Origin of the sequence: Streptomyces sp. NPDC001507 (genome assembly GCF_042894765.1) — a bacterium.
Taxonomy (GTDB): domain Bacteria; phylum Actinomycetota; class Actinomycetes; order Streptomycetales; family Streptomycetaceae; genus Streptomyces.
The window spans coordinates 496741-510616 of sequence record NZ_JBIAVV010000007.1 but is presented as its reverse complement, the minus strand read 5'-3'; the positions used below and the strand labels follow the sequence as shown (position 1 = coordinate 510616).

Sequence of the window (13876 nt, the reverse complement as noted above, 5' to 3'; positions counted from 1 at the left end):
TGCTCACGTCGGTCACCGGCGCCGCCTGAGGGTGTCGTCGACGGTGCCGGCGTCGGAGGCCGCGCGCAGCACGGCGAGCCGGGTGTAGCGCTGCTCGAAGTCCTCCCGGGTGAGGTCGAACTTCCGGTAGGCGTCCGCGAGTTCGAGCGCGCCCTGCTTCACGGTCCACTCGCAGTCGAAGCCGGGTATCGCGGTGCGGAACCGGGAGAAGTCCACCCGGTAGGACCGCGGGTCGGCACCGGTCTCCCCGGTGATCACCACCTTGGAGCCGGTCACCGCCTCGGCGACCTGTCCGGCGATCTCGGCGACCGTGACGTTGTTGACCTCGCTGCCGATGTTGAACGCCCGGTCGTGCACCGCCTCGCGGGGCGCGGTCAGCGCGGCGGTGAAGGCCCGCGCGATGTCGGCGGCGTGCACCAGGGGGCGCCAGGGGGTGCCGTCGGAGAGCACGAGGACCTCGCCGGACAACAGGGCATGCCCGACCAGGTTGTTGAGCACGATGTCGGCACGCAGCCGGGGCGAGAAGCCGAAGGCGGTGGCGTTGCGCATGAACACCGGGGTGAAGTCGTCGTCGGCCAGCGCGTGCAGGTCGTCCTCCACCCGCACCTTCGACTCGGCGTACGGCGTCACCGGGCGCAGCGGCGCGTCCTCGGTCACCAGGTCGTCGCCGCCGGCGGCGCCGTAGACCGAGCACGTGGACGCGTACAGGAAGCGCCGTACCCCGGCGTCGCGGGCCAGCCGGGCCAGGTGCACGGACGCGTGGTGGTTGATGTCGTAGGTGAGTTCCGGCGCCAGCGAGCCGAGCGGGTCGTTGGAGAGCGCGGCCAGGTGGATGACGGCGTCCACGCCGGTCACGTGCTCGGCGGTGACGTCGCGCAGGTCCACCCGCTGCCCCGGCGGGTCGTCGGGCCGCGGGCCGAGCACGCAGTCGGCGAACAGGCCGGAGTCGAGGCCGACGACGTCGTGCCCGGCGGCCTTGAGGACCGGGGCCATCACGGTGCCCAGATAGCCCTGGTGCCCGGTCAGTAGTACGCGCAAGGTTGTTCAACCCCCCAGGTTGAGCGTGAGTTTGGTGACGGCGAACGCCTCGGCGTAGCGCGCGTGGCATTCGATGCCGCGGATCCGGGCGAGGCCGAGGAAGGCCTCCCGGTCGTACCAGGGCCGGTGCCGCTGCGAGGGGTAGTGCTCCTGCAGCAGCCGCACCTTGTCTTCGGCGGTCTTGGGCGCCAGCGGCTGGTAGGCGGCCGGCCGGCCGAGGTCGCCGTCCCACTTGACGATCTCGTAGCCGAGCACGAGGTGGTCCCGGAACGCGGTCGTCATCAGCCTGGCCAGGCCGCGGTGGTCCTGGTGGGCGTCGTCGGTGCGCGGCGCGAGCACCAGGTCCGGGTCGGTCTGCCCGCGCAGTTCCTCGACCGCGGACTTGGCCTCCTCCCAGTGGGCGGGGAACCGGCCGTCCGGCAGCTTGTGCACGGTCAGCCGCAGGTCGGCGTCCGGGCAGAAGGCGGCGAGCGCGGCCTGCTCCTCCTGCTCGCGCTCGCTGCCGCCGCCGGTCAGGACCAGCGCGTCGACCCGGATGCCGGGCCGCGCCCGGCACAGCGTCAGCAGGGTGCCGCCGGCGCCGATGGCGATGTCGTCGCAGTGCGCGCCTACCGCGACGATCCGGTCCAGGGGGCCGGCCCCGAGCCGGATCACGCCCTGGCTCCGGCGGTGTCGCGCTCCCACACGGCCCACGGGCGGTCGCCCCGGGTGTAGGCCTCGTCGAGCGCGGCCCGTTCCTTCACGGTGTCGGTCGGCTTCCAGAAGCCGCGGTGCTGGTGCGCCACCAGCCGTCCCTGCTTGGCCAGTTGGGAGCAGCCGTCGGCGACCAGGTCGCCGTTCTCCGGGATGTGGTCGAAGATCTCCTGGCGGAGCACGAAGTAGCCGCCGTTCTCCCACAGCGGCAGTTCGCTCACCGCGGTGATGCCGCCCACCAGGCCGTCCTCGCCGAGCTCGACGCAGTGGAACGACGACTGCGGCGGCACCACCATCATCGACGCCCCGGCGTCGCGCGCGGCGAACTTGTCGATCATCTCCGGCAGCGGGGCGTCGGTGAGCACGTCGGCGTAGTTGGCGAGGAACATCTCGTCGCCGTCCAGGTGGTGCCGTACCCGGCGCAGCCGCTCCCCGATCGGGGACTCGATGCCGGTCTGCGCGAACGTGATCGTCCAGTCGGCGATGTCGGTGGAGAGCAGCTCGGTCCTCCCGCCGCGCAGGACGAAGTCGTTGGACGTGGTCTCCTCGTAGTTGAGGAAGAAGTCCTTGATGTGGTGGGCCCCGTACCCGAGGCACAGGATGAACTCCTTGTGCCCGAAGTACGCGTAGTAGCGCATGACGTGCCAGATCAACGGTCTCGGGCCGACCATCGCCATCGGTTTGGGCACGTCGTCGGAGGTGCCGTTGCGCATCCGCATCCCGTAACCGCCGCAGAACAGGACGACCTTCATGCTGTGACCTCTTTCGCGGCCTCGACGATGCTCAGTTCCGGGATGGGGAAGACGAGCCGGCCGCCCCACCCGTGGACGAAGGCCAGCTGCTCGACGAGTTCGGCCCGCAGGTTCCACGGGAGGACGAGGACGTAGTCCGGCTTGTCGGCGGCGATCCGCTCGGGCGCCAGGATCGGGATGCGGGTGCCCGGGGTGAACCTGCCGTGCTTGTACGGGTTGCGGTCGACCGTGTAGGCGAGCAGGTCGGGCCGGATGCCGCAGTGGTTGAGCAGGGTGTTGCCCTTGCCCGGGGCGCCGTAGCCGACGACCGTCTCACCGCGCTCGGCCGCGTCGACGAGGAACCGCAGCAGGTCCCGGCGCACCTTGGCCACCCGGGCGGAGAACTCGGCGTACCCGGACGGCTCCTGGAGCCCGGCGGCCTTCTCCCGCTCCAGGACGTCGGCCACCCGTCGCGTGGGCTCGCCGGCCGCCTCGGCGGGCCGGGCCCACAGCCGGATGGAACCGCCGTGCGTGGGCAGCAACTCGACGTCCACGAGCGTGAGTCCGCCGCTCGCAAGGGCCCGGATCGCCGAAGCCACCGTGTAGTACTGGAAGTGCTCGTGGTAGATCGTGTCGTACTGGTTCTCCTCGATCAGGGTCAGCAGGTGCTGCACCTCGATGGAGACCCAGCCGTCGTCGGCGACCAGGGCGCGCAGCCCCTGGGTGAACCCGACCACGTCGGGGATGTGCGCGTACACGTTGTTGGCGACGACCAGGTCCGCCGGGCCGTGTTCGGCGCGGACGGCGGCGCCGGTCTCCGGGGAGAGGAACTCCGTGAGCGTGGGCACCCCCGACTCCCGTGCCGCGGCGCCGACGTTCACCGACGGCTCGATGCCGAGGCAGCGGATCCCCCGGTCCACCACGTGCCGCAGCAGGTACCCGTCGTTGCTCGCCACCTCGACCACGAAGGCGTCGGGGCCGAGCGCCAGCCGCTCCGCGGCGCCGTCGACGAAGGTGCGCGCGTGCTCCACCCACGACGTCGAGTACGAGGAGAAGTAGGCGTACTCCTTGAACGTCTCCTCCGGCGTGATCAGCGGCGGGATCTGCGCGAGCCAGCAGTCGGTGCAGACCCGCAGATGCAGCGGGTACGCGGGCTCCGGATCGTCCAGTTGGTCCGCGGCGAGGAAGCTCTCGCACGGCGGCGTCGCCCCCAGGTCGACGACGCTCGCCATCGCTTCCGAGCCGCAGAGTCGGCATCGTGTCATGTGCTGTCCCCATCCCCCCTGCTCGCGCGGGACTCCCCGCCGCGAGCCTGTGCCGACCGCCCCGCGATCGCGGTGCGGTACTCCTCCAGCAGGCGCTCCAGGCCGACGGCCGGGCTGAATCCCTGCTCGTAGCGGCGCCGGGCCGCCCGGCCGAGTTCCCGGTTGCGGTCCGGGTCGGCCGCGATCCGGCGTATGCGGGACGCGAGCGAGCCCGCGTCACCGGGCCGGTGCAGCAGCCCGGTCACCCCGTCCTCGACGAGTTCGACGAAGGCGCCGTGGCCGGCGGCGACGGTCGGCACCCCGGCCGCCATCGCCTCCACGACCACCAGGCCGAACGCCTCCAGCCACGTCGAGGGAGCCACCACGGCGACCGACCGCGCGATGGCCTTCCGGCACTCCGCCGTGTCCAGGAGACCGGCGTAGCGGACGTCGTCCCGGGCCGCCGCCCAGGCGGTCACCTCCCGCTCCAACGGCCCCGTACCGGCGATCACGAGCGGTACGCCCACCCCGCCGCCGGCCGCGATCTCGTCCCACGCGGCCATGAGCAGCCGTACGCCCTTGGCCTCCGCGAGCCGGCCGAGGTAGAGCAGGTGCTCTCCCTCGCCCTCGCGGCAACTGCCGGGGTCGGGCACGAAGTTGTGCTTCACCGTCAGGCGCTCGGCCGGCATGCCGGACCGCACCAGGACGTCGCGCTGGGCCGCGGAGATGCAGAGGAACCGCTCCACACCGGTCCACCACCGGCGCCGGTTGACCGACAAGCTGACCGCCAGCGGCACCGTCGCGAGGCGGGAGTCGCGGTAGCAGCCGTGCCGGACGGCGGGCAGCGGTGCGGTGCCGACGCACTCGGTGCACGGCCGGCCGTCCCGCTGGAGTGTGCCGGGCGGACAGACCTGGGTGTAGTTGTGCAGCGTGGCGACGACGGGCACCCCGGCGTCGGCGCACGCGGCGAGGACCGCGGGCGACAGGAGCGGGAAGACGTTGTGGACGTGCACCACGTCCGGCCGGTCGGTGCGCAGCCGGGCGGCGAGTTCCGAGCGGACCGCCGGGTTCCACGGCACCAGGAGCGGCACCGCGACCTTGCCGAGGAGGGACCGGGCGGCGATGTCGTCGCTGCGCCGCTCGAACACCCCGACCCGGTGGCCGGCCGCGCGCAGCAGCTCCACCTCCTGGTCGACGACCTTGTTCTCCCCGCTCGGCTGTGCGGAGCCGTAGCGGTTGTGCACCACGAGGACGTGCATGCTCAGATCACCTCCGGCCGGTCGGCGAGTTCGGGCGTCGAGCGCGGTGCCGTAGCGGCGGGCGCCGCCAGCAGCGAGGCGGCCAGGGCCAGGTGCAGCAGGTACGGCGAGGCGTCGCCGAGACCGGCCTCGGTGTACGAGGCGATGGCGCAGTAGCTGATCAGGAAGATCGCGCAGGCCCGCTGCAGCGACGGCGGCCGCAGCAGCGCGACCCCGCCAAGGACGACGATGATGATCGCAACCAGAGTGACGCCGATCAGGCCCTGCTCGTTGTAGACCGCCAGCCAGCTGTTGTCGATCGGCAGCCCGCCGAACGACTTGTCGCCCAGGCCCACGCCGAGGAGCTGCTCCGAGGTCGTCCGGGGTGCGGCGAGGAGGGCGTCCCAGACCTTGGCCCGGCCGGTGAGGCTGGAGAAGTTCTCCTTGGTCTGCCCGCGCAGGAACCACGTCTGCAGGGCGCCGGCGAACCCGACCGCGGCCACCGCGCCGACCAGCACCGCCCAGCTGAAGAACCGGCGGGCGGCCGCGCTGGTCAGCATGAGCGAGCCGATCCCCAGGGCCAGCCCGAGGAACAGGCCGAGCGTGGCCGTGCGGGTGTGGGTCAGCGCGAGCAGCACGAAGGACGGCACGATGACCACCGCCGCGCTCGTCCGGTCGGTCCGGCGCCCCATCAGGAGCAGTACGGTGAGTCCGATGATCACCGCCGCGTACTGCCCGATCTGCGGCGGGGTGAGCGGCCACAGCGCGCCGACCAGGCGGCCGCCGTAGAGGTCGGGCAGGGCCGCGCCGGGTGAGACGGCGAGGCCGGCGGCGACCGAGCCGAGCACCGCGAAGTACGCCCGGATGTGGTACCGGACGAACGTCAGGCTGCCGTCCCACCAGCGGCTGAGCAGCCACAGGGTGCCGACGAAGAGGGCCAGCCGGAAGCACCGGAACAGCGCGCCGAACCCCGACTCCAGGTGGGCGCTGGAGAGCACGCTCGTCACCAGCAGCAGGCTGAGCAGGAGCAGGTAGGCGCTGGGCCGGATGCGCAGCCGGAGGTTGACCGCGAGCGCCAGCGCGAACGCGGCGACCAGGGCGCCCATGGTGACCATCTGGATGAGGGAGCGGGGCAGCGGGACGATGGTCTTGGCCCCGGCGGAGCCGAGCGTGTTGAGGACCAGCAGTCCCCAGACGACCCCGACGATCCGCGGAGTGCCGACCGCGGCCGGTTCCGCGGCGGTCTGTGTGTCCGTCCGTGTGTCCATCTCAGTCACCGGCCCCTGCGTGCAGGGTGCTGCCCGCGTCCTGCCGGTAGTCCGTGCCCTGCCACTCGTCGAAGTCGAGCACCCGGCTCGGGTCGTGGGCGACGAACTGCCACGGTCCGAGGTAGACGTTGTCGTGCCAGTGGTTGTCCTGCTGGAGGGTGATCGCCTCGGCCACCTTCTCGCCCTTGTAGGGGGACCAGTCCGGATAGGTTCCGTAGTTGGACAGCACCGCCATGCGGTCGCACATCTCGGTGCACTGGACCACGGACTTGTCGAGCACGAAGCGGTTGCCGTGGATGTCCACCCGCTGGGTCTTCCAGCGGCAGTCCGCGTACAGGGGTGCCTTGTCGATGGCCGGCTGCGCGCAGCGGTGGGTGTTCTTCACCAGCAGCGTGCAGTCACCGGACGAGGTGTTGGCCGGACTGTTGCAGAACCGGTCGGCGTTCTCCCACAGGGTGATCCCGGACCAGTTGTTCTCCAGCACGTTCCGGTAGATGTCGATCTTGGCGGTGCGGGCCCGGATCCGTGGTTCGCCGCCGGACTCGGACAGGTAGAGGGCCGCGTAGGGGAAGGTGTCCCCGCGGTCGGCGTACCTGCGGCCCTCGACCCAGTTGTTCCGCCGGATCGTGTTGTTCCGGATGACCGCGTTGTAGCTGGTCTCGTAGATCAGCGCGGCACCGTCGTTCGCGTCGAGCACGTTGTCCTCGATGAGGAAGTCGTTGTTGTCGGTGTCGGCCCACAGCCCGGCTCCGTGGTTGCCGTGCACCCAGTTGCCGCGGACGTCCGCGCCGTCGACGGCCCAGAACTTGATGCCTCCGGTGCAGCCGCAGCCCTGCTGGCGCCGTTCCCAGTCGTCGGTGTTGTTGCCCACGATCTCGTTGTCCTCGACCACCAGGTCGCGGATCCCGCCGCCGCCCTTGTAGGCGTTCATGCCGTACTGCCCGTTGTCGCGCAGGCAGCTGGCGCGGACCTGCTGGTGGGCACCGGCCATCAGCCCCGCCCCGGAGTTGTCCTGGATCGTCGCGTGCTCGATCACCCACCCGTCGGCCGAGTCGTGGTTGACCACGCCCTCGTTCTGCGGCGCGACGAAGTGCTGCACGGTCAGGAAGCGGATGGTGACGTCGCGGGCGGTGCCCGCGAACGCGTACTGGTTCTTCTTCCCGCCGTCGAGCACCGCGCCCGGCGCACCGACGTAGCGGTCCCCGGTCTTGGGGATCACCTGGGCATAGCGGTCCGGGTCGAGCCGGTGCCTGCCCGGCCGGAGCCAGAACGTGGTGTGCGGCGGGCTGTTCTTGGTCTTCGCCGCCAGGTCCCCGACGACCGCGGGATCGACCGTGACCGCGCCCGCCGGCGCCTTCGCCGGCCCGGCCGCGGGGTTGGCGCACACCCGGGCCACGGCGCGGGCCGCGGACGTGGCCGTGGTCGTGGCCGTGGACGGCGCGGCGGTCGGCTCCGCCGCCCCGGCGCCCGACGTGCTGTGGCAGCCGGTCGCCGCCAGCAGCAGGGCCAGCGTCGGCGCTGCCACCGCCGGCGCCCAGTGCCGCCTCTTGATCACCACGTGCCCCCTAGCCGCCGAACCTGAGCACGGTGGTGAACCCGCCCGCGCCGTCGGCGGGGCTGGTGCCGGTGCCGATCAGCGTCGTCGTGGGTTCCTTGCGCCCGAAGCCCGCGGAGTACCAGCCCAGCGGCGGGCCGGTCTCGCCGCGGTGCGCCCGCCAGGTCAGCTCCCCGGGCAGGTCGAGCACCGCGGAACGCCCCTCGCCGTCCCGGATCCAGGTGAGCACCGCCCGGTCCCCGACCAGGTCCGCGGCGATCTCCGGGCCGAGGTGGAACGCCAGCCGCACGGTCCGGCGCGGGCCGCGCACCTCGTCGACCAGCTTCAGCTCCTGGCGCGCGGCCGTCAGCTCCACCCGGCGGCGGTGCACGGAGCCCTGGTACCCGTCGTGCTCGGCACACCAGTCGGCCGCCCCCTCGCCAGAGGTGTCCACGGCCAGGACGCGGGTGCGGGCCTGCCGGGTCCACAGGAAAGGGCCGCCGGAGACGGACTGGTCGACGCCGTCCAGCTGCAGCGTGTTGTGGCCGAGGGTCGAGCGGAAGTACTGCCGCCAGGCGGGCTGTCCGTGGTAGCAGTACGTCCCCGGGTCGGCGAGCACGTCGACGCCGTCGTGCCGGACCTCCACGGACAGTGCGTCCGCGTGGGCGTGCGCGGCGATGGACAGGAAGCCGTGCGGACCGCCGTCGCATCGGCACCAGATCCCTCCGGGCCCGCGCAGGATCGTCATGCCCGCGTCGGCGAAGTGCGCGGGCCGGTCCGCCGGTCGGGTCACGGACGGTGCGGTGGGCTTGACGAGCGCGGCCAGCAGCGGGGTGCGGACGTCGGTGCCGGTCACCTCCGGCCACCAGCCGAGCCGGCCGAACACGGCGTCGCCGGTGGCGAGGAGCGAGGCCCAGCGGTCGGTGCCCGCGCCGTCCACGACCAGGCCGTGACCGTCGTCCGCGTCGCCCTGGCGCGGCGGCCGCAGCCGGTTGTCCACGACGGCCGCGAGGGCGTCGGTCATCCGCAGCAGCACCAGCCGGACCGACGCGGGGACCGGCACGCCCGCGGCGTCCGCCTCGGCCACCGCGGCCAGGCCGAGCTCCAGCACGAGTCCGTGGTACTCGGTGGCCAGCTCGCGGTTGAGGCCGGAGACGAAGGTGTTGCTCCGCAGGTGCCGCTCCAGCGACCGCAGCGCGTCGGCCCGCCAGCGCGCCGAGGCGGGGAACCAGCCGAACGCGCAGGCCGCGGCGAACTGCCCGGCGGCCTCGGCGACGACGTGGTTGTTCGCCGAGGACCCCCGGCTGGGGAAGGCGGCCAGCCAGCGCTGGTGGTGCCAGATCTGGTTCAGCGCCACCGGGTTGTCCTCGAACAGCCCGGCCGCGCCCGGCCAGTCGTCGAGCAGCCGGCGGATCCACACCCAGGACAGCAGCCGGATGCCCAGCTCGATGCCGCTGACCCAGTGCACGCCGTGCAACGGGGGGTTGGCCGTCCACCAGGACCGCAGGTGCTCGGCCACGCGCTCGGCGTACCGCTCGTTCCCGGTGACCGCGTAGGCCGCGGCGAGCACGGTGAGGTACTGGTGCCGCGACGGCTCCCAGATCTGCTTGATGTCCCCGACCGCGTCCTCGTCGCGGTACGGCACGTCGAAGGCGTAGCCCCGGGGAGCCCGGCGCCCGGTCTTCGGGTCGTACCACCAGTCGGGGTCGGTGAGGTCGTCGCGGACCACCCCGAAGAACTCGGCGTGCCCTGACATCAGCCGGTCGGCCTCGGCGACGAGGCGCTTGGCGGCGTCCGGTGACACCGCCGCGAGCGCCCCGGCGGGCAGGACCGCGGTGAACCGGGCGCCGGTCACGGCCGGGCAGTCCGGCCGGACGGACCGCCACCGCCGTCTGCGCACCGTGTCGCCCACCCGGCCCGTGACCTCCCCCGGCCCCATCCGGGACAGCCGTCGCAGGTACCAGCCCGCGCTCATGCTCATCGGGCCCGCTCCAACTCCACGGGCGCGCCGGAGGCCAGGGCGCTGCGCACCGCGAGGGTGGCCGCCGTCGTGGCGACCAGCGACTCCAGCGGCACCGGCATCGGGCCGCCGGTCCGAACGGCCTTGACGAACGCGGCCAGTTCGGCGTTCTGGCCCTTGTCCCGGGCCTTGGGCAGCCGCGAACTCAGCCAGCGGCTGCGGCCGTACACCGAGGCGCGGACGAAGTCGTCGAGCCTGAGCACCTTGCCGTCGGCGAGGAGGTCCAGGGTCTCCTTGGGGAAGCCCGGCGCGCCGGTGGTGACGTAGCTGATGGTGGCGGTGGACCCGTCCGGGTAGCGGAGTACGACCTGCAGGTCCTCGTTGCCGGACGGGGCGACCGCGTACACCGAGACCGGGTCGGCGTCGAGCAGCCAGCTCGCCGTGTCGACGAAGTGGCCGCCCTCGCCCTCGAACCGGGAGCCCTCGGTGCCCTGGCGGAGATACCAACTGCCGTGCTGCAACTGGCCCGCGTTGACCAGGTAGCGCAGACTCGCCGGGCCGGTCCGGACGCCGAACCGCTCCTTGGCCTCCGTCAGCAGCGGTGCGAACCGGCGGTTGAAGCCCACCTGGAGGCGGTCGTTGCCGGACTCCTCCACCGCCGCGAGGACGCCTGCCAGTTCGTCCTCGGTGAGGGCCAGCGGCTTCTCCACGAAGACCGTCTTGCCGGCCAGCAGCGCCTTGCGGGTCAGCTCGGCGTGCGAGCTGTGCCGGGTGACCACGAACACCGCGTCGACCGACTTGTCGCCGAGCACCGCGTCGAGGTCGGTGGTCGCCTCGGCGAAGCCGAACTTGCGCTGCGCGTTGGCCGCGGAGAGCGCCGTCGTGGTGACGACCGTCGACAGCTCGACGCCCTCGCGCCGGGCCAGGTGCGGCAGCAGCATCGACGTCGCGTAGTTCCCCGCGCCGACGAACGCGAGGCGCACCGGTGAGCCGGCGGACCGGGCCGGGGCGGGTGCGGTCCCGCTGCGGCGCACCGCGGGCACGGCCACCGACGGCGCCTGGGCCGTCTCCCCCACCCGCGCCTCCTCCGTCTGTTCGGGGTAGCGGAACAGCACGGCCACGGCCTTCAACTCGCCGTCCTTCAGGCGCCGGTACGTCTCGACCGCGTCCTCGAAGTCGGCGATGTGGGAGACCAGCGGCTCCACGTCGACCCTGCCGCGGGCGACGAGGTCGAGGAAGCACGCGAGGTTGCGGCGCTCGGTCCAGCGCACGTAGCCGATCGGGTAGTCGCGCCCCTCCAGTTCGTACTCCGGGTCGTAGCGCCCGGGGCCGTACGACCGCGAGAACCGGACGTCGAGCTCCTTCTCGTAGTACGCGTTCCACGGCAGGTCCAGGCGGCACTTGCCGATGTCGACGACTCGGCCGCGGTCCCGGCAGAGCCGGGCGGCCAGCTCGACGGGCTGGTTGCTGCCGCCGCCCGCAGCCAGGTACACCTGGTCCACGCCGTGCCCGTCGGTGAGTTCGGCGACGGCGGCCTCCAGGGCCGCGGACGCGGGGTCGCCGCAGGCCACCGCGCCCAGCCGCTCGGCGAGTTCGCAGCGCGCCGGGTCGGGGTCGGCACCGACGACGCGGACCCCGGAGGCGCCGAGGAGCTGGACCACCAGCTGCCCGATCAGGCCGAGGCCGATGACCAGGGCCACCTCGCCGAGCTGCGGCTCACCCTGGCGGACGCCCTGCATCGCGATCGACCCGACGGTGCCGAAGGCGGCGTGGCGCGGTGCGAGGCCGTCCGGCACCGGGGTGTAGAGGTTCTTCGGCACCCAGTTCAACTCGGCGTGCAGCGCGTGCTCGTTGCCGGCGCAGGCCACCAGGTCGCCGGCCTTCACGTCGTCGATACCGGCGCCGACCTGCTCGACCACCCCGCACAGCGAGTAGCCGAGCGGCGTGTAGGAGTCCAGCTTGCCCATCACCTTGCGGTAGGTGGCCGGCAGCCCGTTGGTGGCCACGCTCTGCATGACCTTGGCCACCTGGTCGGGGCGGGAGCGGGCCTTGCCCAGCATCGACATGCCGGCCTCGGACACCTTCATGAGCTCGGTGCCGGTGGAGATCAGCGAGTAGGCGCTGCGGACCAGCACCCCGCCCGGCTTGCACCCCGGGACCGGAACGTCGAGCACCGCCAGCTCGCCGCTCTTGTAGTTCTGTACGACCTGTTTCACCGAAGTCCCCTGATTCCTAAGCCGTCAGCCGAGTGCGCTGGCCGGACCCGGAGGTCGCGTCGCGATACCAGTACTCGAGGGTCAGTACGTGCCACAGATGTTTCGAGTTGTCCCGCTGCCCGGCGGCGTCCTCGGCGACGAGCTGCTGCAGTGCCTCGCGGCGCAGGAACCCGGAGCGGACGAGTTCGCCGTCGTCGACCACCTCGCGCACCAGGGGTGCCAGGTCCCGGCTCATCCAGGCCCGCAGCGGGGCGCTGAACAGGCCCTTGGGCCGGTACACGATCTCCCGGGGCAGCACCGAGGTGGCCGCCTCCTTCAGGACGGCCTTGCCCTGCCGTCCGACGATCTTGCGGTCGCCGGGCACGGCGAACGCGGCCCTGACCACCTCGACGTCCACGTACGGCACGCGCACCTCGGTGGAGGCGGCCATGCTGGAGCGGTCGGTGTACGTGAGGTTCAGGCCCGGCAGGAACATCCGGGCGTCGGTGAGGCACATGCGGTTGACGAAGTCGTCGAGGTCGTTGTCCGCGTAGACGTCCGCGTGCTCGGTCAGCACGTCCTCGACCGTCCCGGCCAGGTCGGGATCGAGCAGGGCGAGCAGCTCGTCCCGGTCGTACATGGTGTAGCTGCGCCGGAAGGCGGTCTCCTCCGGCAGGTCGGCGAAGGAGAGGAACCGCTTAGCGAAGCGCACCGACCGGTACCCGCGGCGGCTCGTCGCGACCGGCAGCCGGTCCACGGCCGCGGACACCCCGCGCCGCAGGGGCCGCGGGACCCGCTGGTAGCGCAGCGCGATCAGGTTGGCCAGGTGCTTGCGGTAGCCGGCGAACAGTTCGTCCGCGCCCATCCCGGAGAGCATCACCTTCACCCCGGCCTCGCGTGCGGCCATGCAGATCAGGTAGGTGTTGATCGCGGCGGGGTCGCCGATCGGCTCGTCCAGGTGGTAGGTCATCCGGGGCAGCAGGTCGAGGACGTCCGGCGCGATCTCGATCTCGTGCAGGTCGACGCCGAACCTCTCGGCGACCTGCCGGGCGTAGCGCAGGTCGTCCGGCATCGCCTCGAACCTGGCGTCCTCGGCGCGGAACCCGATCGTGTACGCGGAGATCCCCGGCTGGTGGCGGGCCGCCAGCGCGGTCAGGTAACTGGAGTCGAGGCCGCCGGAGAGGAAGGTCGCCACGGGCACGTCGGAGAGCAGGTGGCGCCGGGTCGACTCCTCGACGATCGCGGCCAGGTCCGGCTGTTCGCCGGCCAGGGCCCGCGCCCGGCCCTCGGCGGCGACGTCCTTCAGGTTCCAGAACCGGCCGCGCTCCACCCGCCCGTCGGCCCGGCACCGCAGCCAGCTCCCCGGCTCCAGCTTCTCGGCCTCGCGGAACGCGCACCGCGAGTCCGGCACCCAGTAGTACAGCAGCGAGGCCACCAGCGCCGCGTCGTCCACCTGCAACGTCCTGCCGGTGGCGACGGAGAGCGCCTTGAGCTCGGAGGCGAACACCAGGCCGCCGCCGCGCCGGAGCAGGAACAGCGGCTTGATGCCGAGCTGGTCGCGGGCGAGCACCAGGTCGCCGGTGCGCTCGTCGAAGATCCCGAAGGCGAACATGCCGCGCAGCCGGGGCAGGCAGTCCGTGCCCCAGCGCCGCCACGCCTCCAGGAGCACCTCGGTGTCGGAGGTGCCGCGGAAGCGCACTCCGCCGGATTCCAGCTCGGCGCGGAGTTCCGGCGCGTTGTACAGCTCGCCGTTGTACGTCAGGACGAGGCCGTCCGAGGCCATCGGCTGGGCGCCGGTGTCGGACAGGTCGATGATGGCCAGCCTGCGGTGCCCGAGGTGCACCTCGCCGTCGCCCACGGGGTGGCTGTAGCGGCCCGAGCCGTCCGGACCGCGGTGGGCGAGGGTGTCGGTGAGCCGGTCGGTCACGATCTTTCCGTCCGGCCAGCGGTAGGTACCTGCGATGCCGCACATGTG

At 72.5% G+C, this 13876-nt stretch carries 10 protein-coding genes; all 10 read right to left on the bottom strand.

Going from position 1 to position 13876, the window contains the following annotated elements; translation table 11 throughout:
* Positions 1-12: 12 nt before the first annotated feature.
* Genes ACFY0K_RS24915 through asnB form a run of 10 tightly spaced genes read right to left on the bottom strand, consistent with a single transcriptional unit; the run spans position 13 to position 13873 of the window.
* On the bottom strand, positions 13-1038 hold the full coding sequence (locus ACFY0K_RS24915; protein WP_390641711.1) for an NAD-dependent epimerase/dehydratase family protein: 1026 nt from the start codon (positions 1036-1038) through the stop codon (positions 13-15).
* 6 nt (positions 1039-1044) lie between these two features.
* On the bottom strand, positions 1045-1692 hold the full coding sequence (locus tag ACFY0K_RS24910) for a PIG-L deacetylase family protein (RefSeq protein WP_390641710.1): 648 nt from the start codon (positions 1690-1692) through the stop codon (positions 1045-1047).
* Positions 1689-2483 carry a sugar phosphate nucleotidyltransferase gene (locus tag ACFY0K_RS24905; RefSeq protein ID WP_351956036.1) on the bottom strand — a complete coding sequence of 265 codons (795 nt, stop codon included), beginning with the start codon at positions 2481-2483 and terminating at the stop codon, positions 1689-1691. Before ACFY0K_RS24905 ends, ACFY0K_RS24910 begins: the two co-directional genes overlap by 4 nt.
* Complete coding sequence (locus ACFY0K_RS24900) at positions 2480-3727, bottom strand: methyltransferase domain-containing protein (protein ID WP_390641709.1); 1248 nt, start codon at positions 3725-3727, stop codon at positions 2480-2482. Before ACFY0K_RS24900 ends, ACFY0K_RS24905 begins: the two co-directional genes overlap by 4 nt.
* On the bottom strand, positions 3724-4965 hold the full coding sequence (locus tag ACFY0K_RS24895; protein WP_390641708.1) for a glycosyltransferase: 1242 nt from the start codon (positions 4963-4965) through the stop codon (positions 3724-3726). The genes ACFY0K_RS24900 and ACFY0K_RS24895 overlap by 4 nt, the downstream gene beginning before the upstream one ends.
* Before the next feature lie 2 nt (positions 4966-4967).
* Positions 4968-6212, bottom strand: coding sequence for an O-antigen ligase domain-containing protein (locus ACFY0K_RS24890; protein ID WP_390641707.1), 1245 nt, complete (start codon positions 6210-6212; stop codon positions 4968-4970).
* Between the two features lies 1 nt (position 6213).
* Positions 6214-7770: a right-handed parallel beta-helix repeat-containing protein gene (locus ACFY0K_RS24885; protein WP_390641706.1), complete on the bottom strand. Its 1557-nt coding sequence runs from the start codon at positions 7768-7770 to the stop codon at positions 6214-6216.
* A gap of 7 nt (positions 7771-7777) precedes the next feature.
* Positions 7778-9727, bottom strand: a complete 1950-nt coding sequence (locus ACFY0K_RS24880; protein ID WP_390641705.1) for an alginate lyase family protein — start codon at positions 9725-9727, stop codon at positions 7778-7780.
* Positions 9724-11922, bottom strand: coding sequence for a bi-domain-containing oxidoreductase (locus ACFY0K_RS24875; protein ID WP_390641704.1), 2199 nt, complete (start codon positions 11920-11922; stop codon positions 9724-9726). The genes ACFY0K_RS24880 and ACFY0K_RS24875 overlap by 4 nt, the downstream gene beginning before the upstream one ends.
* 16 nt (positions 11923-11938) lie before the next feature.
* Positions 11939-13873: an asparagine synthase (glutamine-hydrolyzing) gene (gene asnB, locus ACFY0K_RS24870; protein ID WP_390641703.1), complete on the bottom strand. Its 1935-nt coding sequence runs from the start codon at positions 13871-13873 to the stop codon at positions 11939-11941.
* Positions 13874-13876 lie beyond the last annotated feature (3 nt).

What these genes read in the sequence shown, in the direction of transcription:
- ACFY0K_RS24905 (WP_351956036.1), bottom strand. Translation starts at nt 2,483, where the DNA reads ATGAAGGTCGTCCTGTTCTGCGGCGGTTACGGGATGCGGATGCGCAAC.
- ACFY0K_RS24900 (WP_390641709.1), bottom strand. Translation starts at nt 3,727, where the DNA reads ATGACACGATGCCGACTCTGCGGCTCGGAAGCGATGGCGAGCGTCGTC.
- ACFY0K_RS24895 (WP_390641708.1), bottom strand. Translation starts at nt 4,965, where the DNA reads ATGCACGTCCTCGTGGTGCACAACCGCTACGGCTCCGCACAGCCGAGC.
- ACFY0K_RS24890 (WP_390641707.1), bottom strand. Translation starts at nt 6,212, where the DNA reads ATGGACACACGGACGGACACACAGACCGCCGCGGAACCGGCCGCGGTC.
- ACFY0K_RS24880 (WP_390641705.1), bottom strand. Translation starts at nt 9,727, where the DNA reads ATGAGCATGAGCGCGGGCTGGTACCTGCGACGGCTGTCCCGGATGGGG.
- asnB (WP_390641703.1), bottom strand. Translation starts at nt 13,873, where the DNA reads ATGTGCGGCATCGCAGGTACCTACCGCTGGCCGGACGGAAAGATCGTG.